Annotated in this window: 27 protein-coding genes; 22 read left to right on the forward strand and 5 right to left on the reverse strand. The window is 72.5% G+C overall.

All coding sequences use genetic code 11. The features are described 5' to 3' along the window. Positions 1-29 precede the first annotated feature (29 nt). A complete protein-coding gene (locus ACX25U_RS26915; protein WP_454383754.1) occupies positions 30-704 on the forward strand; it encodes an AAA family ATPase in 675 nt (224 codons plus the stop codon). A 225-nt stretch (positions 705-929) separates the two neighbouring features. Here the strand turns inward: ACX25U_RS26915 and ybaK are convergent, their stop codons facing one another. The 4 genes from ybaK to ACX25U_RS26935 all read right to left on the reverse strand — a co-directional run bounded on the left by ybaK (position 930) and on the right by ACX25U_RS26935 (position 4961). Further along, positions 930-1481, reverse strand: coding sequence for a Cys-tRNA(Pro) deacylase (gene ybaK, locus ACX25U_RS26920; protein ID WP_454383756.1), 552 nt, complete (start codon positions 1479-1481; stop codon positions 930-932). An 11-nt stretch (positions 1482-1492) separates the two neighbouring features. Next, positions 1493-2233, reverse strand: coding sequence for an LON peptidase substrate-binding domain-containing protein (locus ACX25U_RS26925; RefSeq protein WP_454383758.1), 741 nt, complete (start codon positions 2231-2233; stop codon positions 1493-1495). A gap of 11 nt (positions 2234-2244) precedes the next feature. Continuing rightward, positions 2245-3276, reverse strand: a complete 1032-nt coding sequence (locus tag ACX25U_RS26930) for a hypothetical protein (RefSeq protein WP_454383760.1) — start codon at positions 3274-3276, stop codon at positions 2245-2247. 107 nt (positions 3277-3383) lie between these two features. Beyond that, positions 3384-4961 carry an oxidoreductase gene (locus ACX25U_RS26935; protein WP_454383762.1) on the reverse strand — a complete coding sequence of 526 codons (1578 nt, stop codon included), beginning with the start codon at positions 4959-4961 and terminating at the stop codon, positions 3384-3386. Between the two features lie 203 nt (positions 4962-5164). Here ACX25U_RS26935 and hisD point away from each other — a divergent pair, with 203 nt between their 5' ends. Genes hisD through ACX25U_RS26980 form a run of 9 tightly spaced genes read left to right on the forward strand, consistent with a single transcriptional unit; the run spans position 5165 to position 12143 of the window. Beyond that, on the forward strand, positions 5165-6490 hold the full coding sequence (gene hisD, locus ACX25U_RS26940) for a histidinol dehydrogenase (RefSeq protein WP_454383764.1): 1326 nt from the start codon (positions 5165-5167) through the stop codon (positions 6488-6490). Further along, positions 6487-7602 carry a histidinol-phosphate transaminase gene (locus ACX25U_RS26945; protein ID WP_454383766.1) on the forward strand — a complete coding sequence of 372 codons (1116 nt, stop codon included), beginning with the start codon at positions 6487-6489 and terminating at the stop codon, positions 7600-7602. The genes hisD and ACX25U_RS26945 overlap by 4 nt, the downstream gene beginning before the upstream one ends. Further along, entirely contained in the window at positions 7599-8201 is a 603-nt protein-coding gene (gene hisB / locus ACX25U_RS26950; protein ID WP_454383768.1) for an imidazoleglycerol-phosphate dehydratase HisB, read from the forward strand. Before ACX25U_RS26945 ends, hisB begins: the two co-directional genes overlap by 4 nt. After that, entirely contained in the window at positions 8198-8362 is a 165-nt protein-coding gene (locus tag ACX25U_RS26955; protein ID WP_454383769.1) for a hypothetical protein, read from the forward strand. The genes hisB and ACX25U_RS26955 overlap by 4 nt, the downstream gene beginning before the upstream one ends. A 2-nt stretch (positions 8363-8364) precedes the next feature. Beyond that, positions 8365-9009: an imidazole glycerol phosphate synthase subunit HisH gene (gene hisH / locus ACX25U_RS26960; protein ID WP_454394527.1), complete on the forward strand. Its 645-nt coding sequence runs from the start codon at positions 8365-8367 to the stop codon at positions 9007-9009. Beyond that, positions 9009-9737 carry a bifunctional 1-(5-phosphoribosyl)-5-((5-phosphoribosylamino)methylideneamino)imidazole-4-carboxamide isomerase/phosphoribosylanthranilate isomerase PriA gene (priA, locus tag ACX25U_RS26965; RefSeq protein WP_454383770.1) on the forward strand — a complete coding sequence of 243 codons (729 nt, stop codon included), beginning with the start codon at positions 9009-9011 and terminating at the stop codon, positions 9735-9737. Before hisH ends, priA begins: the two co-directional genes overlap by 1 nt. After that, entirely contained in the window at positions 9734-10138 is a 405-nt protein-coding gene (locus ACX25U_RS26970; RefSeq protein ID WP_454383771.1) for a RidA family protein, read from the forward strand. The genes priA and ACX25U_RS26970 overlap by 4 nt, the downstream gene beginning before the upstream one ends. Next, positions 10135-10890, forward strand: coding sequence for an imidazole glycerol phosphate synthase subunit HisF (gene hisF, locus ACX25U_RS26975; RefSeq protein ID WP_454383772.1), 756 nt, complete (start codon positions 10135-10137; stop codon positions 10888-10890). Before ACX25U_RS26970 ends, hisF begins: the two co-directional genes overlap by 4 nt. Positions 10891-10895: 5 nt before the next feature. Further along, positions 10896-12143: an MFS transporter gene (locus ACX25U_RS26980; RefSeq protein ID WP_454383773.1), complete on the forward strand. Its 1248-nt coding sequence runs from the start codon at positions 10896-10898 to the stop codon at positions 12141-12143. 18 nt (positions 12144-12161) lie between these two features. Here the strand turns inward: ACX25U_RS26980 and ACX25U_RS26985 are convergent, their stop codons facing one another. Further along, a complete protein-coding gene (locus ACX25U_RS26985) occupies positions 12162-12797 on the reverse strand; it encodes a TIGR03085 family metal-binding protein (protein ID WP_454383774.1) in 636 nt (211 codons plus the stop codon). Positions 12798-12880: 83 nt separating this feature from the next. Here ACX25U_RS26985 and hisI point away from each other — a divergent pair, with 83 nt between their 5' ends. The 12 genes from hisI to ltrA all read left to right on the forward strand — a co-directional run bounded on the left by hisI (position 12881) and on the right by ltrA (position 23801). Beyond that, positions 12881-13282, forward strand: coding sequence for a phosphoribosyl-AMP cyclohydrolase (hisI, locus tag ACX25U_RS26990; protein ID WP_454383775.1), 402 nt, complete (start codon positions 12881-12883; stop codon positions 13280-13282). Positions 13283-13293: 11 nt separating this feature from the next. Further along, positions 13294-14793 (forward strand): anthranilate synthase component I, encoded by a 1500-nt coding sequence (locus ACX25U_RS26995; protein ID WP_454383776.1) that lies wholly within the window; start codon positions 13294-13296, stop codon positions 14791-14793. Between the two features lie 61 nt (positions 14794-14854). Beyond that, entirely contained in the window at positions 14855-15502 is a 648-nt protein-coding gene (locus ACX25U_RS27000) for a TIGR02234 family membrane protein (RefSeq protein ID WP_454383777.1), read from the forward strand. A gap of 141 nt (positions 15503-15643) precedes the next feature. Further along, positions 15644-15904 carry an HGxxPAAW family protein gene (locus tag ACX25U_RS27005; protein ID WP_454383778.1) on the forward strand — a complete coding sequence of 87 codons (261 nt, stop codon included), beginning with the start codon at positions 15644-15646 and terminating at the stop codon, positions 15902-15904. A 181-nt stretch (positions 15905-16085) separates the two neighbouring features. Then, on the forward strand, positions 16086-16493 hold the full coding sequence (locus tag ACX25U_RS27010; RefSeq protein WP_454394529.1) for a DUF2752 domain-containing protein: 408 nt from the start codon (positions 16086-16088) through the stop codon (positions 16491-16493). Positions 16494-16712: 219 nt separating this feature from the next. After that, complete coding sequence (gene trpC, locus ACX25U_RS27015) at positions 16713-17522, forward strand: indole-3-glycerol phosphate synthase TrpC (RefSeq protein ID WP_454383779.1); 810 nt, start codon at positions 16713-16715, stop codon at positions 17520-17522. Positions 17523-17525: 3 nt separating this feature from the next. After that, positions 17526-17696, forward strand: a complete 171-nt coding sequence (trpM, locus tag ACX25U_RS27020) for a tryptophan biosynthesis modulator TrpM (RefSeq protein WP_454383780.1) — start codon at positions 17526-17528, stop codon at positions 17694-17696. A 128-nt stretch (positions 17697-17824) separates the two neighbouring features. Continuing rightward, positions 17825-19108 carry a tryptophan synthase subunit beta gene (gene trpB / locus ACX25U_RS27025; RefSeq protein WP_454383781.1) on the forward strand — a complete coding sequence of 428 codons (1284 nt, stop codon included), beginning with the start codon at positions 17825-17827 and terminating at the stop codon, positions 19106-19108. After that, complete coding sequence (trpA, locus tag ACX25U_RS27030) at positions 19105-19923, forward strand: tryptophan synthase subunit alpha (protein WP_454383782.1); 819 nt, start codon at positions 19105-19107, stop codon at positions 19921-19923. Before trpB ends, trpA begins: the two co-directional genes overlap by 4 nt. Before the next feature lie 99 nt (positions 19924-20022). Next, complete coding sequence (locus ACX25U_RS27035; protein WP_454383783.1) at positions 20023-20796, forward strand: DsbA family protein; 774 nt, start codon at positions 20023-20025, stop codon at positions 20794-20796. Between the two features lie 104 nt (positions 20797-20900). Then, a complete protein-coding gene (gene lgt / locus ACX25U_RS27040; RefSeq protein WP_454383784.1) occupies positions 20901-21896 on the forward strand; it encodes a prolipoprotein diacylglyceryl transferase in 996 nt (331 codons plus the stop codon). 567 nt (positions 21897-22463) lie between these two features. Further along, positions 22464-23801: a group II intron reverse transcriptase/maturase gene (ltrA, locus tag ACX25U_RS27045; protein ID WP_454383785.1), complete on the forward strand. Its 1338-nt coding sequence runs from the start codon at positions 22464-22466 to the stop codon at positions 23799-23801. Positions 23802-23851: the final 50 nt, after the last annotated feature.

The following is a 23851-nucleotide window of genomic DNA, read 5'->3' on the forward strand; positions in this document are numbered from 1 at the left end:
GTTTTCGACGCAACTGGCACGATGACGAGGTGACCGCTCCGTTGACTCCGCCTCCGCCGCCGCACCGGCGGCCCTCACAGCCGTTCCGGTTCCCCGGGCACCCCGAAGCCGAGCGGGGCCGGCAGGTGCCGCCTCCCGGAGCCCGGCCGGTGACCGCCTACGACCAGGACGGCCCCGGGCTGAAGGCCGAGATCCGGGAGGCCGTCGTCGTCCTGGTGGCCGTGGCGCTCGGCGGGGTGCTGCTGGGGCTGCTCTGGCTGTGGCTGGCGCCGCGGGTGCCGCTGGTCGGGGACGTGTCCGGGAGCAACTGGGTCGTCTACCTCAAGGACACCGAGGGGGAACAGGCGGTCGGGGTCGACGGAACGTTCACACTGCTGGGGCTGGCGTTCGGCGCCGTGAGCGCGGTGGTCGTCTTCCTGGCGCGGCGGCGTGGGGGCGTGCCGCTGGTGGTGGCGCTGTGCGCCGGGGGGCTGCTGGGGTCGCTGCTGGCTTGGCGGCTGGGGGTGGCGCTGGGGCCCGAGCGGGACGTGATCGCCCACGCCAAGGCGGTGGGCAAGGGGGTTACGTTCTCGGCGCCGCTGAAGTTGGGGGCGTCGGGGGCGTTGCTGGCTTGGCCGTTGGCCGCGTTGGTCGTTCACCTCGGGGTGACGGCGCTGTTCGGGCCGCGGGATCCGGAGCCGTACGAGGAGTCTTCGGCGCCGTAGTTTTCGGTGCGCGTCGGTGGTGGTTGCCGTCGTGTGGGGGCGCTTGCCCGCGCCTGCGGGGTTCCTCCCCCCAAGCTCTTCGACCTGGGGGACCCGCAGCCCACCCTCCCCCAAGTTCTCGACTCCGCTCGAACAGGGGCCCCCATCACCCTGGGGGTCCACCCAGGCGTTCAGCACTGGGGAAGGCACGACCGCCCGCAGGCTGTGCGGCACGACTGCCCGTAGCTACGAGCGCCCGATCGGGGCCAGGGTCGCGTTCGTCAGGTTGGCCAGGTCGGCCGGTGACAGTTCCACCTCCAGGCCCCTTCGGCCCGCCGAGACGCAGATCGTGGGGTGGGCGGTGGCCGAGTCGTCCAGGACCGTGGGGAGTCTCTTGCGCTGGCCCAGGGGTGAGATGCCGCCGCGGACATAGCCCGTGGTGCGTTCCGCGAGTGTGGGGTCGGCCATGGCCGCGCGCTTGCCGCCGACCGCTGCCGCCAGGGCCTTGAGGTCCAGGGAGCCCGCCACCGGCACCACGGCCACCGTCAGCGTGCCGTCGACGTCGGCGACCAGGGTCTTGAAGACCCGGTCCGGGGAGACGCCCATCGCCTCGGCGGCCTCCTCGCCGTAGGAGGGGTGGGAGGGGTCGTGGTCGTAGGCGTGGACCGTGTACTCCACGCCCGCGGACGTCAGGGCCACCGTCGCCGGCGTCCCTCCCGCCCGCCGCCCGCCGCCACCCTTGTTCGGATGCGCTTCGCGCGCTCCTTTTTCCTGCTGCTTCTTCGTCTTCTTCGCCATGTACGGAGCTCTCAGTTCAGGCTGGTCGCGCCGCGCGTCAGCTCCGCCGCCGGCAGCGACGGCAGAGTACGGATGATCGCCGTCTCCGCGCGCAGCAGTTTCAGCTCGTCGCGCAGCCGGGAGGAGGTGTCGGGCGCCTGGAGCAGCCGCTGCTTGGTCGGCGTGTCGAGCACCATCGCCGCCGCCACCAGGTACGACACCACGCTCGGCTCGTCCGGCAGCTCCGCGCCCGTGGACAGCGACCGCTCCCGCGCGCCCGCCAGCCGCTTCTGGTACTGGCGGAAGGACCGCAGCACCCCCTCGGCCAGCGCGCCCGCCTCGTCGCCGGGCTCCTCGGTCAGCTCCTGCAGCTCGGCCACGAGGAACGGGCCGGAGGCGTCCACCGACAGCAGCCGCACCCGGGTGGTGCCGGTGGCCAGCACATCGAAGGTGCCGTCGGCCCGCTCCCGTACGGTCGCCGCGTCCGCCACGCAGCCCACGCCGTGGAACGCCTTGGCCGGGTCGGAGCCGAACCCGGCCGCGGCGCCGCGCTCGGGCAGGGCCGTCGGATCGGGCATGCCGGGGGCGCTCGCGGCCACTTCGTGGCCGTCGCGGATGGCCACGACGGCGAACCGGCGCGGTTCGTCCTCGGGGGTCTTCAGCAGCGTGCGCATCATGGCGCGATAGCGCTCCTCGAAGACGTTCAGGGGGAGCACCAGCCCCGGGAACAGCACCGAGTTCAGCGGGAAGAGCGGGAGGCGGACGGTGGTCACGGCGCAAAAGCCTAATGGTCGCGGGAGCGGTCGCGTCCGCCGCGCTCTCTTCGCGGCCGCAGGGACGGCCGCGCGAGCGGTGCCGCCCCTGTGTCGCGGCGCAGCGTGAGGAACAGGCCCAGCGGGTCGTCCGACAGCCGGTCCCAGGGGAACGAGGTGGCGTACGGGCCGATGAGGCGCAGCTGGACCAGGGCGTCCTCCCGGCGGCCGAGACGCACCAGGACGCAGGTCAGCAGGTTGCGGATCTCCGAGGGCCAGGGCACGGCCGCCGGGAGGACGGCGGACAGGGCGATCGCCCGGTCGGCGGCCGCGTCCAGCCGGGCCCGCGGCACCTCGGACCCGCAGCCGTCGGTCAGATAGGCGAAGGCGGCCCGCAGCGGCAGCGCCTGGACGAGCGAGCCGGCCGGGGCGTCCTGGGCGGCCAGGTCGGCGAAGTCGAAGCACTCGCGGTGGGAGCCGTGCCAGCAGGAGGCCAGGTAGCGCAGGGCGGCGACGTGGCAGCCGTAGTGGTGCGGGGCGCGGCGGACCGCGGCCTCCCACAGCTCCTCGAAGTACCGGTGTCCGGCGCGGCTGCCGCGCGCGTGGTCCAGCGCGACCCGCCACGGCACCGGATCGCGGTCGTCGGCGCGCGCGGCGGCCGTGATCAGCGGGCTGACCTCGCGCAGCAGCTCGGCCCGTGCGGGCGAGGGCCAGGCGCGGTCGACCGCGAGCTGGGCGGCGACCAGCAGCGCGTCCGGGTCCCGCGGGGCGGCGGCGCGCCAGGCGTCCAGCCACTCGGTGCGCGAGCGGGCGAAGGCGGCCAGCCGGGTCGCGTACCGGTCGCGGTCCTCCCAGCGGGCCTGCCGGCGGGTGGCGGCGAGCAGGCCGGCGGCGGGACCGTACGCGCCCTGGGCGGCGGCGACCAGCGCCGAGCCGAGATGTTCGTCGGGCGCGTCGAGGAGCACCTCGTCGTCGGCGGGGAACCCGGCGGCGGGGCACGGCGCGCCTCTGGTGGTACGGGTGGGGCGGATGAACGGGGGGAGCAGAGCCATGGTGCCGACCATTGAAAGACCGCAGGTCGTGGCGCGCCAGAGGGTGTGGGCAAGCCGGGGAAAGTTGTACGACGGACGGTCAAGAGCAGGTAAAAGGTGCCCCTTCGGCGACCGAGGTCCTAGTTGCGCCGCAGCAGCCGGGTCGCCCCCGCCGCCACCGTGGTGGCCAGGGTCCAGCCGAGGAGGATCAGGGCCGCGGCGAGCCACTGCCAGCCGCCGCTCAACTGCCACCGGCTCGCCTGGCCGAGGTCGACGACCGGCAGGAGCAGGTCCAGGGCGAAGAGGGCGGGGTTCCACGGGGGGTGCTCGCCCGGGCCGGCCGGGGGCGGCCGGCCGGCGTGCGTGAACGCGAGCGAGCCGGCCGCCCACAGCACGGCCATCCACACCGCGGCCCGGCCGGGACGGTACCCGTAGGCCACCGTCCAGTCCTGGACGTAGCCCACGAGCTTGGCGGCGAGCGGCAGGGTCTCGCGGCGGCGGCGCTGCTTGGCGAGCAACACCTCGCGCGCGTCCTCGTCCTCGCCCGCCTCCCGCAGCACGGCGGCCAGCCGCTCGTACGGCTCCGGGTTGTACTCGGCGGTCGCCGCCGCCACCCAGTCCAGCCGCTCGGTCAGCGGGAACGGGCCCCTCGGCACCAGGTTCTCGTAGACGAAGCCGCCCATGTGCAGGCTGCCCGGGCCGGGCCAGCTGCTCGCCCGGTCGACGAGGGTGACGATCCGCGCCCCGGACAGCACCACCTTGCCGCGCGGCGGCTTCTCCCCGAGGAAGCGCAGCTCGGGCGTCTGCACCCGGCGCAGCGACAGCTCCTGCTCGTCGGTGAAGGAGAACCGGGCCCGCTCCAGGTCGACCGCGTCCCCGAACCGCCCGTCGTCCAGGCGCACCCCGCCCCGGCACTCGAAGGGCTGGACCCGGGTCCCGCGCGCGGGGGTCACGCCGCTCAGCGGGCTGCCCAGGCCCGCCGGGGTGAGGTACAGGGTGCGCTCGACGGTCAGCTGGGGCGCATTCAGCGCGAACCGCGCCCGCGCGCCCGCCAGCCGCGCCCCGCGCAGGCTCAGCGAGACGCCGATCTTCGCGCTGCGCAGGCTGAACTCGCCGTGCGCCTGAAGCAGCTCCGCCTGGAGGTCCTGGCCGACCGTCATCCCGTCGGCGGCGATCGAGCGGCCCGCGCGGTCCTGGTGCACGACCGCCTGGTCGAGCAGCAGGTCCGTGCCGATCTGCGCGTCGGTGAGCCGTATCCCGCCCGGGAACCGGCAGCGCGACAGGTGCAGGTCGCCCTCGGTGTGCACACGGGCCGCCTCCAGACGCGGCACCGAGCAGTCCACCAGCCGTACGGTCGTGAAGCGGGCCTCCGGCAGGAGGACCTGCCGCTCGAACCGGCAGCCCTTCATCTCCACGTACGGCACCACCGTGCCCCCGGCGAGGTCCAGGGTGCCCGTGATCCGCAGGCCGGTCAGTTTCAGGGACGACACACGCCCGGCGAGCGCGGGCGGGCCGTCCAGCAGCAGCCAGCAGACGACACGGGCGCGTACGGCCCGCTCGGGTCCCCACGGCAGGCCGCCGTGCGGGTCGTCGACCGCGGCGTCCCCGCTGCGCAGGTCGTACACGCTCCCGTTGCGGAAGGCCTGCCACATTCCCGCCTCGGTGGCGGTCAGGTCCTCGGGCGGGTCCCCGGCGCGGATGCCGACCTCCTCGGTCACGGTCTTCCCTCCTTCCCCGGCTACTCGTGGGTTCTGCGATGCGTACAACGGGTCATGCCCGTTGTGTGACGGACTGAACGCGAACAGTGACGGACCTTTTCCGCGGGGGCCGCGCGAGACTGGAGTCCGGAAGTCGCGGGGTTCCGTATCAGCCACTGATACGGACGGACGGGGCCCGTGCGCGGTCTGAGAGAATTGAAACCGTGATCTCCCGAATCGATCTGCGCGGCGACGCCCTTCCCGAGGGCCCCGCCCTGCGCGACCTGCTGCCCCGAGCCGACTTCGACGTTCAGGCCGCCCTGGAGAAGGTGCGTCCGATCTGCGAGGCCGTGCATCATCGTGGCGACGCGGCGCTGATCGACTTCGCCGAGAAGTTCGACGGCGTACGCCTGGAGTCGGTGCGGGTCCCGGCCCAGGCCCTCGAGGACGCGCTGGAGCGGCTGGACCCGGCCGTGCGCGCCGCCCTGGAGGAGTCCGTCCGACGCGCCCGGCTCGTCCACCGCGAACAGCGCCGCACCACCCACACCACCCAGGTGGTGCCCGGCGGCTCGGTGACCGAGAAGTGGGTGCCGGTCGAGCGCGTCGGGCTGTACGCGCCGGGCGGCCGGTCGGTCTACCCGTCCTCCGTGGTCATGAACGCCGTGCCCGCCCAGGAGGCCGGCGTCGAGTCGATCGCGCTCGCCTCGCCTCCCCAGGCCGAGTTCGGCGGGCTGCCGCACCCGACGATCCTCGCCGCCTGCGCCCTGCTCGGCGTCGACGAGGTGTACGCGGCCGGTGGCGCCCAGGCCGTCGCGATGTTCGCGTACGGCACCGAGTCCTGCCCGCCCGCCAACATGGTCACCGGCCCCGGCAACATCTGGGTCGCCGCGGCCAAGCGCCACTTCACCGGCAGGATCGGCATCGACGCCGAGGCCGGCCCCACCGAGATCGCGGTCCTCGCCGACGCCACGGCCGACCCCGTCCACGTCGCCTCCGACCTGATCAGCCAGGCCGAGCACGACCCGCTGGCCGCCGCCGTCCTGGTCACCGACTCCGTGGAGCTCGCCGACGCGGTCGAGAAGGAACTGGAGCCGCAGGTCGCGGCGACCAAGCACGTCGAGGACCGGATCCGCCCGGCCCTGTCCGGCAGGCAGTCCGCGATCGTCCTGGTCGACGGCCTGGACGAGGGTCTGCGCGTGGTCGACGCCTACGGCGCCGAGCACCTGGAGATCCAGACCGCCGACGCCGCCGCGGTCGCCGACCGGGTGCGCAACGCCGGCGCGATCTTCATCGGCCCATGGGCGCCCGTCTCGCTCGGCGACTACGCGGCCGGCTCCAACCACGTGCTGCCGACCGGCGGCTGTGCCTGCCACTCCTCGGGCCTGTCCGTGCAGTCCTTCCTGCGCGGCATCCATATCGTGGACTACACCGAGGACGCCCTCGCCGAGGTCGCCCACCACGTGGTGACGCTGGCCGAGGCGGAGGACCTGCCGGCGCACGGCGCGGCGATCAAGGCGAGGTTCGGGTGGAAGGTACCGACGAGCAAGTGAGCTTCGAAATCGACGATCTTCCCGTACGGGACGAGCTGCGCGGCAAGTCCCCCTACGGCGCGCCCCAGCTGGACGTCCCCGTACGGCTGAACACCAACGAGAACCCCTACCCGCTGCCCGAGCCGCTGGTCGAGCGGATCGCGCAGCGGGTGCGCGAGGCCGCCCGGAACCTCAACCGTTACCCGGACCGGGACGCGGTCGAGCTGCGCACCGAACTCGCCCGGTACCTGACGCGCACGGGCGGGCACCCGGTCGGCGTCGACAACGTCTGGGCGGCCAACGGCTCCAACGAGGTCATCCAGCAGCTGCTGCAGACCTTCGGCGGGCCGGGCCGCACCGCGATCGGCTTCGAGCCGTCGTACTCCATGCACGCGCTCATCGCGCGCGGCACGGGCACGGGCTGGATCTCCGGGCCGCGGGCCGAGGACTTCACGATCGACCTCCCCACCGCCGAGAAGGCGATCGCCGAGCACCGCCCGGACGTCGTCTTCGTCACCACGCCCAACAACCCCACGGGCAACGCGGTCCCGCCCGAGACCGTCCTCGCGCTGTACGAGGCCGCGCAGGCGGCCAAGCCGTCCATGGTGATCGTGGACGAGGCGTACATCGAGTTCAGCCACGGGGCCTCGCTGCTGCCGCTGCTGGACGGCCGGCCGAACCTGGTCGTCTCGCGGACCATGTCGAAGGCGTTCGGCGCCGCCGGGCTGCGCCTGGGCTACCTCGCCGCGCACCCGGCGGTCGTGGACGCCGTACAGCTGGTCCGGCTGCCGTACCACCTGTCGGCGGTCACACAGGCGACGGCGCTGGCCGCCCTGGAACACACCGACACCCTGCTCGGCTACGTCGAGCAGCTGAAGTCCGAGCGTGACCGGCTGGTCGCCGAACTGCGTGCGATCGGCTACGAGGTGACGGAGTCGGACGCCAACTTCATCCAGTTCGGGCGGTTCGAGGACTCCCACACCGCCTGGCAGAGGATCCTGGACCGGGGCGTCCTGGTCCGTGACAACGGCGTACCGGGGTGGCTGCGGGTCACCGCCGGGACGCCTGCGGAGAACGACGCGTTCCTCGACGCGGTTCGTGAACTGAAGAAGGAACAGGAGCAGAGCGGATGACTCGCGAGGGACGCTTTGGAAGGATCGAGCGCACCACCAAGGAGACCTCGGTCCTCGTCGAGATCGACCTCGACGGCACCGGCAAGGCCGACATCGCCACCGGAGTCGGCTTCTACGACCACATGCTCGACCAGCTCGCCCGGCACGGTCTGTTCGACCTGACCGTGAAGACCGACGGCGATCTGCACATCGACTCCCACCACACCATCGAGGACACCGCCCTCGCGCTCGGCGCCGCCTTCAAGCAGGCCCTCGGCGACAAGGCGGGCATCTACCGCTTCGGCAACTGCACGGTTCCCCTGGACGAGTCCCTCGCCCAGGTCACCGTCGACCTGTCCGGCCGCCCCTACCTCGTGCACACCGAGCCCGAGAACATGGCGCCGATGATCGGCGAGTACGACACCACGATGACCCGGCACATCCTGGAGTCCTTCGTCGCCCAGGCCCAGGTCGCGCTGCACGTGCACGTGCCCTACGGGCGCAATGCGCACCACATCGTGGAGTGCCAGTTCAAGGCGCTGGCCCGGGCCCTGCGGTACGCCTCCGAGCGGGACCCGCGCGCGGCGGGCATCATCCCGTCCACGAAGGGCGCGCTGTGACCGGCCCGTCGACCCTGCTGATCGTCGTCGGCCTGTTCCTGGCCGGCGGCATCATCTCCTTCGTCAAGCAGCAGATGCCGAAGAGCCTCATCGTGCTGCTGTCCGTCGGCGCGGCACTGTGCCTCGTCGCGGGCGTGATGCGGCTGGAGGTGTGGAATTGACCATCCCTGGCAAGGCCAAGAAGGTCGTCGTCCTCGACTACGGCTTCGGCAACGTGCGCTCGGCCGAGCGGGCCCTCGCGCGCGCGGGAGCCGAGGTCGAGATCACCCGCGACTACGACAAGGCGATGAACGCCGACGGTCTGCTGGTGCCGGGCGTGGGCGCCTTCGCCGCCTGCATGCGGGGCCTGAAGGAGGCGCGCGGCGACTGGGTCATCGAGCGCCGGCTGGCCGGCGGGCGCCCGGTGATGGGCATCTGCGTCGGTATGCAGATCCTCTTCGCGCGCGGCATCGAGCACGGCGTGGAGGCCGAGGGCCTGGACGAGTGGCCCGGCACGGTGGAGCCGCTCCAGGCGGACGTCGTGCCCCACATGGGCTGGAACACCGTGGAGGTGCCGGCCGGCTCGGAGCTGTTCGCCGGCCTGGACGCGGACGCCCGCTTCTACTTCGTGCACTCCTACGCCGTCCACGACTGGAGGCTGGAGACGAACAACCCGGTGCTGCGCGCCCCCAAGGTCACCTGGGCCACCCACGGCAAGCCCTTCGTGGCCGCCGTGGAGAACGACGCCCTGTGGGCCACGCAGTTCCACCCCGAGAAGTCCGGCGACGCCGGAGCGCAGCTGCTGAACAACTGGATCGGAACCCTCTGATGGCTTCGAAGCTCGAACTCCTCCCCGCCGTCGACGTCCGCGACGGCCAGGCCGTCCGCCTCGTGCACGGCGAGTCCGGGACCGAGACCTCCTACGGCTCTCCCCTCGAGGCCGCCCTGACCTGGCAGCGCTCGGGCGCCGAGTGGCTGCACCTGGTCGACCTCGACGCCGCGTTCGGCACCGGCGACAACCGCGAGCTGATCGCCGAGGTGGCCAAGGCGATGGACATCAAGGTGGAGCTGTCCGGCGGCATCCGCGACGACGACACCCTCGCCGCCGCCCTGGCCACCGGCTGCACGCGCGTGAACCTGGGCACGGCCGCCCTGGAGAGCCCCGAGTGGGTCGCCAAGGTCATCGCCGAGCACGGCGACAGGATCGCGGTCGGCCTGGACGTACGGGGCACCACCCTGCGCGGCCGCGGCTGGACCCGCGACGGCGGCGACCTGTACGAGACGCTGGAGCGCCTGGACAAGGAGGGCTGCGCGCGCTACGTCGTCACCGACATCGCCAAGGACGGCACGCTGCAGGGCCCCAACCTGGAGCTGCTGAAGAACGTCTGCGCGGCGACGGACCGTCCGGTGGTGGCTTCCGGCGGCGTCTCCTCGCTCGACGACCTCCGTGCGATCGCCGGCCTCGTGCCGCTCGGTGTCGAGGGCGCCATCGTCGGGAAGGCCCTGTACGCGAAGGCGTTCACCCTGGAAGAGGCCTTGGAGGCAGTGGCGTCATGACGTCGGAAGCCGTGCGGCGCGTGCAGAGCAGAAGTCCTTGGGAAGAGACCTTCGGTTTCGCACGCGCCGTCGCGGCGGGCGACCGTGTCCTGGTGTCCGGCACAACGGCCTTCAAGGGCCGCGTGCTGTACGGGGAGGGCGATCCGTACGAACAGGCCAAGGTGGCCTTCACCAGCGCGCTGGAAGCGATCGCCGAGTTCGGGCTCGGCCCCGAGTCGGTGCTCAGGACCCGGATGTACCTGACCCATCTGCGGGATGTGGACGAGGTGGGCCGGGCCCACAAGGAACTGTTCGACTCGGTGCGCCCGGTCTCGACGCTGCTGGTGGTCGAGGGCTTCGTCGATCCGCGCATCCTGGTCGAAGTCGAAGTAGAGGCATTCAGAGGAGCCGTGGATTCATGACCCTGGCGGTCCGAGTCATCCCCTGCCTGGACGTGGACAACGGCCGGGTCGTCAAGGGCGTCAACTTCCAGAACCTGCGTGACGCGGGCGACCCCGTCGAGATGGCCAAGGTGTACGACGCCGAGGGCGCCGACGAGCTGACGTTCCTGGACATCACCGCGTCCTCGGGCAACCGGGAGACGACGTACGACGTGGTGCGCCGCACCGCCGAACAGGTGTTCATCCCGCTGACGGTCGGTGGTGGCGTCCGTACGGCCGAGGACGTGGACCGGCTGCTGCGGGCGGGCGCGGACAAGGTGGGCGTCAACACCGCCGCGATCGCACGCCCCGACCTGATCCGGGAGATCGCGGAACGCTTCGGCCGCCAGGTGCTGGTCCTGTCGGTCGACGCCCGCCGGACCCCCTCCGGGAGCTTCGAGGTGACCACCCACGGCGGCCGCCGCGGCACCGGCACCGACGCGGTCGAGTGGGCCCACCGGGCGGCCGAGCTGGGCGCCGGCGAGATCCTGCTCAACTCCATGGACGCCGACGGCACCAAGGACGGCTACGACCTGGAGATGATCGCCGCCGTCCGCAAGCACGTCACGGTCCCGGTGATCGCCTCGGGCGGCGCCGGCAAGCTCACCGACTTCCCCCCGGCCGTCGCCGCGGGCGCGGACGCGGTGCTGGCCGCCTCGGTGTTCCACTTCGGGGACCTGCGCATCGGGCAGGTCAAGGAGACACTGAGGGAGGCGGGACACCCGGTTCGTTGACCACCGTGCCCGCCATATCCGCCGCCACACCCGCGTTCGAACGCCCCGCCCACCGTGACGGGAACGTCCAGCGCTGGCTCGCCGCCTACACCGCCTCGATGGTCGGCGACAACATCTACTACATCGCGCTGTCCTGGGCGGCGATCCGTGCGGGATCGCCCGCGCAGGCCGGGGTCGTCATGGCGGTCAGCGCGCTGCCCAGGGCACTGCTCATGCTGGGCGGGGGAGTGGTCGCCGACCGGCTCGGGCCGCGCAAGGTCGTCATCGGCAGCGATGTCGTGCGGTGCGCGGCCGTGCTCGCGGTGGCGGCGCTGCTCTGGACGACCAGTCCTGGTCTGTGGCCGCTGGCCGTGCTCGCCCTCGTCTTCGGCACCGTCGATGCCGTCTTCATGCCGGCCGTGGGCGCCCTCCCCGCGCGCGTGACGAGCCGTGGGCAGCTCGCGCGCGTGCAGGGCATGCGGGGGCTGGCGATCCGGTTCGCGAGTGTCGTCGGCGCGCCGCTCGGCGGTCTCGGGGTCGCGCTCGGAGGTGCCGCGGCGGCGTTCGGGCTCGCCGGGCTGCTGATCGCCGTGTCCGTGCCGCTGCTGGTCTCCGTACGAATCCGGGAGCTGCCGCGGGACGACACCGCGGACGCCGGTGACTCCACCGCCTGGCGGGACCTGCTGGGCGGCCTGCGCTACATCCGCCGCCACCGCGTCCTCGGCCCGCTGATGCTGGCCATCGCCCTCGGCGACCTCGGCTTCGTCGCCCCGCTCAACGTGGGCCTGGCCCTGCTGGCCGACCAACGCGGCTGGGGAGCCTCCGGCATGGGCTGGGTACTGGCCGGATTCGGCACCGGGGCGGGCGCGGCCTCCCTGCTGCTGGCCGTGCGCGGCCGGGTGCCGTACGCCGGACACACGGCCGCGTACGCGATCATCGCCGGCTCCGTGGCCATCGGCGCCCTCGCCCATGTTCCGAGCGTCGTCGCCGCCACCGGGGTGGCCGTGCTGATCGGCCTTCTCGCCGGCCTCAGCGGCGCCCTGTGCGGGGCGCTGCTGCAGACCCAGGCCGACCCGGCCTACCTCGGGCGGGTCACCGCCGTGGCCGGTCTGGTCAGCCTGGGCTTCGCCCCGCTCAGCATGCCGCTGTCCGCCGCCGCGATCGGGGCCTGGGGGACCGGACCGGTGTTCGTCGTCAGCGCGGTGGTGTGCGGGCTGGGCGGCGTCGTCGCCCTGGCCGCCCGCGACCTGCGGCGCGTCGAACTGCCACGCTGACCACTGTTTCGGCGTGGGTCAGAGCCCCAGCTGCTTGGTCTCCGACAGCTTCGTGATCGCGTCCTTGTCGCCGTCCACTTCGACGTGGGCGGCGCTCTGCCGGCCGAACGCGAACAGCAGCAGCTCCGACGGCTCGCCCGTCACCGTCACCACCGGCGTGCCCCGGTGGGCGACGGTCGTCTCGCCGTTGGGGCGGCGCAGGACCAGGCCGGTCGGGATGCCCCGGCCCAGCAGCCGGGCGGTGCGCTCCAGGCGGGACCACAGGGTCTCCTGGAAGACCGGATCGAGCTCGCGCGGCGACCAGTCGGGCTGGGCACGGCGCACGTCCTCCGAGTGGATGTAGAACTCGACGGTGTTGGCCATCTCGTCGATCTGCTTGAGCTGGAAGGGTGAGAAGCGCGGCGGTCCGGTACGGATCAGCTGGACCAGCTCCTCGTACGGCTTGTCGGTGTACTCCTCCATCACCTTCCGCAGACGGGGCGCGAGCTGCTTGACCAGCTGGCCGCCGACCGCGTCGGGGCGCCGCTCGCGCACCACCACGTGCGCGGCGAGGTCACGGGTGAGCCAGCCCTCGCAGAGGGTGGGCGCTTCGGGGCCGGCGGTCTCCAAGAGATCGGCGAGCAGGAGCCGTTCACGCTTGGCAAAGGTCGACATAAGGTCAGCCTACGGCTACGCACCGAGTCCGCACAGTGGACAACACGGCCCCGCTGTCAGTGCCGCGCGGCACAATGGCACCCATGACCAGCACGCCCGGCACACCCCCCACCAGCAGCCTCGACCCCGAGATCGCGGCGCGCCTCAAGCGCAGCGCCGACGGGCTCCTGCCCGCGATCGCCCAGCAGTACGACACCGGCGAGGTACTGATGCTCGGCTGGATGGACGACGAGGCGCTGCACCGCACGCTGACCACCGGCCGCTGCACCTACTGGTCGCGCAGCCGCCGGGAGTACTGGGTCAAGGGCGACACCTCCGGGCACGTGCAGTACGTCAAGTCCGTCGCCCTCGACTGCGACGCCGACACCGTTCTGGTCAAGGTCGACCAGGTGGGAGCCGCCTGCCACACCGGCGACCGCACCTGCTTCGACGCCGACGTCCTGCTCGAGGACGCCGATTCCGGCGCACCGGCCGAAGGTCAGTAGGGTCGGCCGCCATGGACCTCGAGACGTTCCGCAAGCTGGCCGGCGACCGCCGCGTCATCCCGGTCACCCGCAAGCTCCTCGCCGACGGCGACACCCCGGTCGCGCTCTACCGCAAGCTCGCCGCCGAGCGCCCCGGCACCTTCCTGCTGGAGTCCGCCGAGAACGGCCGCACTGCGTTCACATGGTCCCGCTACTCCTTCGTCGGCGTACGCAGTTCCGCGACCCTCACCGAGCGCGGCGGCCAGGCCCACTGGCTCGGCACCCCGCCGGTCGGCGTCCCCGCCGAGGGCGACCCGCTCGCCGCCCTGCGCGCCACCGTCGAGGCCCTGCACACCCCCCGCGACCTCGCCCACGACCTGGGCCTGCCGCCCTTCACCGGCGGCATGGTCGGCTACCTCGGCTACGACGTCGTGCGCCGCCTGGAGAAGATCGGCCCCGGCGAGCGGGACGATCTGAGGCTGCCCGAGCTGACCATGCTGCTCACCTCCGACCTCGCGGTCCTCGACCACTGGGACGGCACGGTCCTGCTGATCGCCAACGCGATCAACCACAACGACCTGGACACCGGCGTCGACGAGGCCTACGCCGACGCCGTGGCCCGCCTGGACGCCATGGAGGCGGACCTGGCCCGCCCCGTCGCCCAGCCCCCGGCCGCACTGCCGCCCTCCGAACTGCCCGAGTACACCGCCCTGTGGGGTGGCAAGGACTTCCAGGCGGCCGTGGACGACGTCAAGGAACGCATCCGCGCGGGCGAGGCCTTCCAGGTCGTCCCCTCGCAGCGCTTCGAGACGCCGTGCACGGCGAGTGCGCTGGACGTCTACCGGGTCCTCAGGGCCACCAACCCCTCGCCGTACATGTACCTGTTCCGCTTCGACGGCTTCGACGTCGTCGGGTCCAGCCCGGAAGCGCTGGTGAAGGTCGAGGAGGGGCGGGCCATGGTGCACCCCATCGCCGGCACCCGGCCGCGCGGCGCCACCCCGCAGGAGGACCAGGCCCTCGCCGAGGAGCTGCTCGCCGACCCCAAGGAGCGCGCCGAGCACCTGATGCTCGTCGACCTCGGGCGCAACGACCTGGGCCGGGTCTGCGAACCGGGCTCCGTGGAGGTCGTCGACTTCATGTCCATCGAGCGGTACTCGCACGTGATGCACATCGTCTCCACCGTGACCGGGCGGGTCGCGGCGGGCCGTACCGCCTTCGACGTGCTCACCGCCTGCTTCCCGGCCGGCACCCTGTCCGGCGCGCCGAAGCCGCGCGCGATGCAGATCATCGACGAACTCGAGCCGTCCCGGCGCGGGCTGTACGGCGGCTGCGTCGGCTACCTGGACTTCGCCGGCGACTCCGACACCGCCATCGCCATCCGCACCGCCCTGCTGCGCGACGGCACGGCCTACGTCCAGGCGGGCGCCGGCATCGTCGCCGACTCCGACCCGGTCGCCGAGGACACGGAGTGCCGCAACAAGGCGGCGGCCGTACTGCGCGCCGTGCACACCGCCAACCGGCTGGGGCAATAGGGCCTTTCTCACGTCCCCCACGTGAACCCCGGGTGACGCCGCGCCCGGGGTTCACGCGATAGTGGAGTACGTGACTGCTGTACCCCACTCCCGTTCCGAAGCCGCCGCCCCCGCCCGGTCCGGCCGCCGGAGCCTCGCCGTCGCCCTGCTGTGCGGTGCGCTCGGCGCGGCCGTGGCGCTGCTGGCCACCCGGCAACGCTGGGCGGAGGGCACCGCGACGGTGGCCGGCGGCGCCTTCCCCCTGACCGCCAAGGGCAGCGAGGTCACCGGCGTGCCCGCGGCGCTCGCCATAGTGGGCCTGGCCGCGCTCGTCGCCGTGTTCGCCGTCCGCCGGGCCGGTCGCCATCTGGTCGCCGCCCTGCTCGCGCTGTCCGGCGCCGGCACGGTCGCCGCCGCCCTGCTCGGCGCCTCCGACAGCTCCACCCTCGACGAGAAGGCCGCCCAGACCTCCGGCGACACCGCCGCGACCGCCGCCGCGCTCAGCCACACCGGCTGGCCCTACGTCGCGGCCGTCGGCGGCGTGCTGCTCCTCCTCGCCGGCCTGCTCGCCCTGCGCTACGGCCGCCTGTGGCCGGCCATGTCCGGCCGCTACGAGCGCTCCGGGGCGCCCCGCTCCCGCGCGCCCCGCCCGGTCGACCCCGACCGCCCGGAGGATCTGTGGAAGGCCCTGGACCGCGGCGAGGACCCCACCGGCACCGAACCCGGCTGACCGCCGCCCCGAGCGGCGCCTTCCCGTCGTGATGAAACGGGTGTGGCAGGGAGCCACCCCCGCTCACGCCAGGTGCACGCGTACGGGACAATGGACGCGAGCGTCCGGCTCAGACAGGTACACAGCAACGAGGAGCAAGTCATGGCGGGCAGCAGCCACCACGGTCACACCCCGGCCGCCTGGACCGGTGTCATCATCGCCTTCATCGGTTTCTGCGTCGCGGGCGCCTTCATGGTGATGGCCCAGCCGGTCGGCTTCTGGGTCGGCATGGGGATCACGCTGGCCGGCGCTGTCGTCGGCGGGGTCATGCGCACGATGGGCCTCGGGCAGAAGGACGAGCACCCGGTCCACCAGGTCGGAAGCAAGCAGGAGGACCGCGAGCCGGTCCGCGCCGAGGGCTGAGGCCCACCCGGCGGACCCGTACGACGCGGGAGGTCGAGGGGCGGCCCCCGCGCCGCCCCTCGCGCGCGTGCGCCCGGTCCGGGGCAGAATGCGAGGCGTGAACACCGACAGCCGGAGGGTGACGCGCGGCCGGACGCCCATACCCCGCCCGAGGCACGCGCAGGACGAGCCGGCCGTCCCGATGAGCGCCACGGCCGTGCTGGGCCGGCTCGCCGTACCCGCCGGGGTCCTGACCGCCGTCGCCGGCGCCTTCGCCTACGTCGGGGCGGTGGACCCCAACGAACCGGGCCACTACCCGGTGTGCCCCCTGCTGCGCTACGCGGGCGTCCACTGCCCCGGCTGCGGCGGGCTGCGCAGCGCCCACGCCCTCGCCCACGGGGACGTCCCGGCGGCCCTGCAGGACAACGCCCTGGCCGTCGTGGGCTTCCTGGCCTTCGCCGTGTTCTGGACGCTCTGGGCGGTCCGTGCGGCGCGCGGGCGGCCGCCGCGGATCGCACTCGGGCCGGTGCACCTGTGGAGCCTCGGCGTGCTCCTGGTGGCGTTCACCGTTGTCCGGAACCTGCCGTTCGGCAGCTGGCTCCGGCCTTGACCGATCGGCATATGTCCAGCTAGTGGGACCGCCGTAGCCCGGATGCGAGACCCGCGCCCAGGTCCGGCTACCATCGCAGTGACCACCGGTTTTCGCCCGCTTGATCTACTTGGTCTGCCGGACCGTGCCGGATCCGCCCGATCCGCCGGATCCGTTCCGGGCGGGCCACCGGAGGCCGCTCGATCAGAACAGTCCACCGTCTGGAAGGGGGCCGCTCGCGTGAGTGTGCTCGACGAGATCATCGACGGAGTCCGTGCCGACCTTTCGGAGCGGCAGGCGCGCGTCAGCCTCGACGAGCTCAAGGAGCGCGCGGCCAAGGCTCCCGCCGCCAAGGACGGCGTGGCCGCGCTCAAGGGCGACGGCGTCAAGGTGATCTGCGAGGTCAAGCGCTCCAGCCCGTCCAAGGGCGCGCTGGCCGCGATCGCCGACCCGGCCGGCCTCGCCGCGGACTACGAGGCCGGCGGCGCCTCCGTCATCTCGGTGCTGACCGAGGAGCGCCGCTTCGGCGGTTCGCTGGCGGACCTGGAGACGGTCCGCGCGCGCGTGGACATCCCCGTCCTGCGCAAGGACTTCATCGTCACCTCCTACCAGCTGTGGGAGGCCCGGGCCTACGGCGCCGACCTCGCCCTGCTGATCGTCGCCGCCCTCGACCAGCCGGCCCTGGAGTCGCTGATCGAGCGCGCGGTGTCCATCGGACTCACCCCGCTGGTCGAGGCCCACGACGAGGAGGAGGTCGAGCGCGCGGTGGCCGCCGGTGCCAAGGTGATCGGCGTCAACGCGCGCAACCTGAAGACGCTCGAGGTCGACCGCGACACCTTCGAGCGGTTGGCGCCGGAGATCCCGGACGGCATCGTCAAGGTCGCCGAGTCCGGAGTCCGCGGCCCGCACGACCTCATCGCCTACGCCAACGCCGGCGCCGACGCGGTCCTGGTCGGCGAGTCCCTCGTCACCGGCCGTGACCCGAAGACGGCGGTCGCCGACCTGGTGGCGGCCGGGGCGCACCCGGCACTGCGGCACGGACGGGGCTGACCCGTGTCCCTCCGCACCGAGCCCTCCAGGGACCCGTACGCCCGCCTCGCGCGCGGCTGCCGGCCCCGGGGGTGCCGCGCGCCCGCACGGCGCGTACACGGCCGTAGGGTGCGGTACGTCATCGGCGACGAGCCGGGCCAGGTGAACGGCATGCGATGGCAGCGCCCCGTTTAGGGGCGCGGGGCTGTGCCCGATCATGCGGCTCCGCCGCGCGGGCACGCCGAGCCACAGACGGCCGACAGCCGCCTGACAATCCCCGCCCCCACGGCGATCAGTGTCCGCACTCACCGTGAGGTTCCAGCATGCCCAGCGAATTCTTCATCCCCGACCCGGAGGGTCAAGTCCCCAGTCCCGAAGGCTACTTCGGGGCGTTCGGCGGCAAGTTCATCCCGGAGGCCCTCGTCGCCGCCGTGGACGAGGTCGCCGTCGAGTACGACAAGGCGAAGGCCGACCCCGAGTTCGCCCGCGAGCTCGACGACCTGCTCGTCAACTACACCGGCCGGCCCAGCGCCCTCACCGAGGTGCCCCGCTTCGCCGAGCACGCCGGCGGCGCCCGCGTGTTCCTCAAGCGCGAGGACCTCAACCACACCGGCTCCCACAAGATCAACAACGTGCTCGGCCAGGCGCTGCTCACCAAGCGCATGGGCAAGACGCGCGTGATCGCGGAGACCGGCGCCGGCCAGCACGGCGTCGCGACCGCCACCGCCTGTGCCCTGTTCGGGCTCGAGTGCACGATCTACATGGGTGAGATCGACACCGAGCGACAGGCCCTGAACGTGGCCCGGATGCGCATGCTCGGCGCCGAGGTCGTGGCCGTGAAGTCCGGCAGCCGCACGCTGAAGGACGCCATCAACGAGGCGTTCCGCGACTGGGTCGCCAACGTCGACCGCACCCACTACCTGTTCGGCACCGTCGCCGGGCCGCACCCCTTCCCGGCCATGGTCCGCGACTTCCACCGGGTCATCGGCGTCGAGGCCCGCCGCCAGCTCCTGGAGCGCGCCGGGCGCCTGCCCGACGCGGCCATCGCCTGCGTCGGCGGCGGTTCCAACGCCATCGGCCTCTTCCACGCCTTCATCCCGGACACCGGCGTACGCCTCATCGGCTGCGAGCCCGCCGGACGCGGCATCGAGACCGGCGAGCACGCGGCCGCGCTGACCGCCGGCGAGCCCGGCATCCTGCACGGCTCCCGCTCCTACGTCCTGCAGGACGAGGAGGGCCAGATCACCGAGCCGTACTCGATCTCGGCCGGTCTGGACTACCCGGGCATCGGCCCCGAGCACTCCTACCTCAAGGACTCCGGGCGCGGCGAGTACCGCGCGATCACCGACGACGCGGCCATGCAGGCGCTGCGCCTGCTGTCGCGCACCGAGGGCATCATCCCGGCGATCGAGAGCGCCCACGCGCTGGCCGGGGCCCTGGAGGTCGGCCGGGAGCTGGGCGAGGACGGGCTGATCGTGGTCAACCTGTCCGGGCGCGGCGACAAGGACATGGACACCGCCGCCCGCTACTTCGACCTGTACGACACCGACGCCGAGGTGGCCGCCGACGAGGCCGACACCGCCGAGATCGAGGGGGACGCCAAGTGAGCGGCAACATTCAGCTGCTGAACGACACCCTCGCGGGTGCCAAGGCGGAGGGCCGGTCCGCGCTCATCGCCTATCTGCCGGCCGGCTTTCCGACCGTGGACGGCGGCATCGACGCGATCAAGGCCGTCTTCGACGGGGGCGCGGACGTCGTCGAGGTCGGGCTGCCGCACAGCGACCCGGTCCTGGACGGGCCCGTCATCCAGACCGCCGACGACATCGCGCTGCGCGGCGGCGTCAAGATCGCGGACGTGATGCGGACGGTCGAGGAGGCCCACGCGGCCACCGGCAAGCCCGTGCTCGTCATGACGTACTGGAACCCGATCGACCGCTACGGCGTCGAGCGCTTCACCGCCGAGCTCGCCGAGGCGGGCGGCGCCGGCTGCATCCTGCCGGACCTGCCGGTCCAGGAGTCGGCGCTGTGGCGGGAGCACGCCGAGAAGCACGGCCTCGCGACGGTGTTCGTCGTGGCGCCGAGCAGCAAGGACGAGCGGCTCGCCGAGATCACCGCGGCGGGCTCCGGGTTCGTCTACGCCGCTTCGCTGATGGGCGTCACCGGCACCCGCGAGTCGGTGGGCGCGCAGGCCCAGGAACTGGTCGAGCGGATCCGGGCCACCGGCACCGGACTGCCCGTGTGCGTCGGTCTCGGCGTCTCCAGCCGCGCCCAGGCCGCCGAGGTCGCCGGCTTCGCCGACGGGGTGATCGTCGGCTCCGCCTTCGTCAAGCGGATGCTGGACGCCCCGGACCCCGCGGCCGGCCTCGAGGCCGTCCGCGCGCTCGCGGGCGAGCTGGCGAGCGGCGTGCGCGGACAGGCGTAACGACAGCCGCGGCGGGCCGCGGCGGAAGATTCGGTCACCCGAACGGGTGGTCCTGGGACCGGGGGGGCGCAATGCGCCTCCCCGGTTCGTTCTGGGGGTGTGAGCGAGAAGAACCATCAGGGAAAGCGCACCGCCCGGCAGCGGCTGGCGGTCGAGCGCGAGAAGCAGAAGGCCGCGGAGAGGCGGCGGCGCACGCTGATCGTGGCCGCGACCGTCGTGTGCGTCCTGGGGCTGGCGGCGGTGATCGGCCTGCTGGCCGCCAACTCCGGCAAGAGCAAGAAGAGCAGCGCGGGCCCGGTCGTGGCGCCCTCGGGCGCGCAGGGCAAGGACAGCCTGGCGATCCCGGTCGGCAAGGGCAGCGCCAGGTCGACGCTCACCGTGTGGGAGGACTTCCGCTGCCCGGCCTGCCAGGCCTTCGAGGCGGCGTACCGCCCGACGCTCCGTGAGCTGACCGGCTCCGGCAAGCTCAGAGTCGAGTACCACCTGGTCAGGCTGATCGACGGCAACCTCGGCGGCAGCGGCTCGCTGCGCGCGGCCAACGCGGCGGCCTGCGCCCAGGACGCCGGGAAGTTCCCCGCGTACCACGACGTGCTGTTCGAGAACCAGCCCAAGGAGACCGACGACGCCTACGCCGACAACGGCAAGCTCATCCAGCTGGCCGGCAAGGTGAGCGGCCTGGACACCCCGGCCTTCACCAAGTGCGTCAAGGACGGCACGCACGACAGCTGGGTCGACAAGTCCCACCATGCCTTCAACGCCGGCGGCTTCTCGGGCACCCCGACCGTCCTGCTGAACGGGAAGAACATCCTGCAGGACCGGAGCATGACCCCGACGAAGCTGAAGCAGACGGTGGAGGCGGCCGACAAGGGTTGACCGAGGGAGGACGAGAAGACGAGTGCGGCGCCGGGCCTGTTATGGAGCCGTAGCCGGGCTGCTTGACGTGGCCCCCCTCCGGCTGCGGTAGCGTCGACCCTGCCATGGAACTTGCCTACATTCCCAGCCCGTCGCGCGGGGTGCTGTACCTCGGCCCGATCCCGCTGCGCGGCTACGCGTTCTGCATCATCATCGGCGTCTTCGTTGCCGTCTGGCTCGGCAACAAGCGCTGGATCGCCCGTGGCGGGCGGGCCGGCACGGTGGCCGACATCGCGGTCTGGGCCGTGCCGTTCGGCCTGGTCGGCGGCCGGCTCTACCACGTGATCACGGACTACGAGCTGTACTTCAGCGAGGGCCGTGACTGGGTGGACGCCTTCAAGGTGTGGGAGGGCGGCCTCGGTATCTGGGGCGCGATCTCGCTCGGTGCGCTGGGTGCGTGGATCGGCGCCCGGCGCCGGGGCATCCCGATGCCGGCGTACGCCGACGCGGTGGCACCGGGCATCGCCTTCGCACAGGCGATCGGCCGCTGGGGCAACTGGTTCAACCAGGAGCTGTACGGCCGGGAGACGCACGTTCCATGGGCGGTGCACATCACCTCCGCGGCGGACGGCCGGGTGCCGGGGTACTACCACCCGACGTTCCTGTACGAATCGCTGTGGTGCGTCGGCGTGGGCTTCCTGGTCATCTGGGCCGACCGCCGCTTCAGGATGGGCCATGGCAGGGCGTTCGCCCTGTACGTCGCCGCGTACTGCGTGGGCCGGTTCTGGATCGAGTACATGCGGGTCGACGAGGCCCACCACATCCTGGGCCTGCGGCTGAACAACTGGACCGCGCTGCTCGTCTTCCTGCTCGCGGTGACCTACATCTGGGTGTCCGCCAAGAAGCGGCCGGGCCGGGAGGCCGAGGTCGAACCGGGCGGGACCGCCTCCGGCGAGGAGGCCGGCGCCGCCGACGGCAAGGAGGACGCCAAGGCGCGGGATGCCGGGGACGCGAAGGAAGACGCGCGGGAAGCGGCCGATGCGAGCGACGCGGCCGACGTGGCGGACGCGACTGATGCGACTGATGCGAAGGACGGCGCCGAGTCGGCGCGGAAGGGCTGACGGCCGGCCGTACGCGGACGAGGGCGCCCCGGACTCCGGGGCGCCCTCGTCGTGGTGCGCCCAGCATGGGCGATCGATTGGGGTGGAAGTCCCCTGGGGGAAGAGGCGGTGCTGACCCCGAGCCGGAGGCAAGGGCGTCACCGTGAGGTGGGGTCTGGAGGAAGCCCGAGGCGAGACCCGGGTACCGAGGAACACGAACCGCGTAGAAGGCGTGCTGGTCTGGGTGAGCCTGCCATGCTCGGCGATGCCCGTCACTGCCAAGGGGGCCAGTGCGTAGACGCGGCGGGGATCCGGGGACATTGATCGTTCTTACCTGGGGAGATCTGTCCGGGTGTCGGTTGTGCTGAAGATGCCGCCGCGCCGACGGCCGGTGCCCGTGAGGGCGCGGGCTGACCGGGCAGAAGTCAGCAGAGGCCGTAGTACCAGCCGGGATGGGCCGCGAGGGCGGCGGGCTGGGAAGGGCCGAACATCGAGTGGAACGAAGGAATCGGTGCTGCTCGTGCTGGTCACGGACATCGCAGCCACCCCGCTTTGCGGGCCTGGTGCGGAAGGAGACGGTGCATTCCGTTGAACACCGCGTCAGAGCGTAGTGGCCGGTCGGCGCGCGCTGAGGAGATCGTTCACCGCGAACAGGGGCAGGCCCTGTGGGAGCTGATGCTCTCGAGGGAGAACCTGCTCGCGGCGCTCAACCGTGTCGAAGCGAACCGGGGTGCCCCCGGGGTGGATGGGATGGCCACGGCGGAACTTCGCCCGTGGCTGCTGGTCCACTGGCCCGCTGTGCGGGCCGAGCTCGATGCGGGCACCTACCGGCCGGCGCCGGTCCGTCAGGTGGTCATCCCGAAGCCTGGCGGCGGCGAGCGGATGCTGGGGGTGCCGACGGTGCTGGACCGCCTGATCCAGCAGGCCGTCGCGCAGGTGCTCGTGCCCATCTTCGACCCGCGGTTTTCGGGGTCGTCCTTCGGGTTCCGCCCCGGCCGGTCCGCCCATCAGGCGGTGCGGGTCGCGCGGCGGGCGGTTGAGGACGGCTGCCGGTGGGTCGTGGACCTTGATCTGGACCGGTTCTTCGACCGGGTCCAGCATGACGTCCTGATGGCACGGGTGGCGCGCAAGGTCGGTGACCGCAGGGTGTTGAAGCTGATTCGCCGGTATCTGGACGCCGGGATCATGGTGGACGGCGTGAAGTCGCCGAGCGTGGAGGGGACCCCGCAGGGGTCCCCGCTGTCGCCCGTCTTGTCGAACATCATGCTCGATGATCTGGACCGGGAGTTGTTTCGGCGCGGTCACCGGTTCGTGCGTTACGCCGACGACGTGCGCGTCTTCGTGCGCAGCGAACGGGCCGCCCACAGGGTGCTCGCCTCGGTCACGGCCGTGGTCGAGCAGCGGCTGAAACTGAAGGTCAACCGGGAGAAGTCGAAGGTGGTCCACGCCCGCTCGGCGGTGCTGCTGGGGTTCGGCTTCTACTTCACCCGGGGCGGGGTGAGAATCCGTGTCGACCCGAAGGCGCTGGCGCGCTGGAAGGACCGTATCCGGGAGCTGACCTCGCGGCGGTGGAGCATCGCGATGGATGAACGTATCGCGGAGATCAACCGCTTCATGACCGGATGGATGGGCTACTTCCGGCTCTCGGACGCCTCCAGGCCGTTCCGGGATCTGGATGAATGGTTCCGCCGCAGGATGCGGCAGATCCGCTGGAAGGAATGGAAGCGGCCCAGGACCCGTCGGGCCAGCCTGCTGAAGCTCGGGATCAACGAGCACTTCTCCAGCAAGTGGGGATACAGCAGCAAGGGCTACTGGCGGATCGCGGGTTCGGCCGTCCTCCAGCGGGCACTGCCCAACTCCTACTGGGAAGACCGTGGCCTGCTGACCCTCAAGGCGACCTGGTACCGGATGAGACCAGCTCGGTGAACCGCCGGATGCGGGCCCGCATGTCCGGTGGTGTGAGAGGAGGGCCGGGC

Source organism: Streptomyces sp. JNUCC 63 (assembly GCF_054366325.1).

Excerpts from the sequence above, each read along its gene's own strand:
- ybaK (WP_454383756.1), bottom strand. The coding sequence starts at position 1,481 with ATGGCGAAGAAGACGAAGAAGCAGCAGGAAAAAGGAGCGCGCGAAGCG.
- ACX25U_RS26930 (WP_454383760.1), bottom strand. The coding sequence starts at position 3,276 with ATGGTCGGCACCATGGCTCTGCTCCCCCCGTTCATCCGCCCCACCCGT.
- hisB (WP_454383768.1), top strand. The coding sequence starts at position 7,599 with ATGACTCGCGAGGGACGCTTTGGAAGGATCGAGCGCACCACCAAGGAG.
- priA (WP_454383770.1), top strand. The coding sequence starts at position 9,009 with ATGGCTTCGAAGCTCGAACTCCTCCCCGCCGTCGACGTCCGCGACGGC.
- ACX25U_RS26970 (WP_454383771.1), top strand. The coding sequence starts at position 9,734 with ATGACGTCGGAAGCCGTGCGGCGCGTGCAGAGCAGAAGTCCTTGGGAA.
- hisF (WP_454383772.1), top strand. The coding sequence starts at position 10,135 with ATGACCCTGGCGGTCCGAGTCATCCCCTGCCTGGACGTGGACAACGGC.
- ACX25U_RS26985 (WP_454383774.1), bottom strand. The coding sequence starts at position 12,797 with ATGTCGACCTTTGCCAAGCGTGAACGGCTCCTGCTCGCCGATCTCTTG.
- hisI (WP_454383775.1), top strand. The coding sequence starts at position 12,881 with ATGACCAGCACGCCCGGCACACCCCCCACCAGCAGCCTCGACCCCGAG.
- ACX25U_RS26995 (WP_454383776.1), top strand. The coding sequence starts at position 13,294 with ATGGACCTCGAGACGTTCCGCAAGCTGGCCGGCGACCGCCGCGTCATC.
- ACX25U_RS27005 (WP_454383778.1), top strand. The coding sequence starts at position 15,644 with ATGGCGGGCAGCAGCCACCACGGTCACACCCCGGCCGCCTGGACCGGT.
- ACX25U_RS27010 (WP_454394529.1), top strand. The coding sequence starts at position 16,086 with ATGAGCGCCACGGCCGTGCTGGGCCGGCTCGCCGTACCCGCCGGGGTC.
- trpB (WP_454383781.1), top strand. The coding sequence starts at position 17,825 with ATGCCCAGCGAATTCTTCATCCCCGACCCGGAGGGTCAAGTCCCCAGT.
- lgt (WP_454383784.1), top strand. The coding sequence starts at position 20,901 with ATGGAACTTGCCTACATTCCCAGCCCGTCGCGCGGGGTGCTGTACCTC.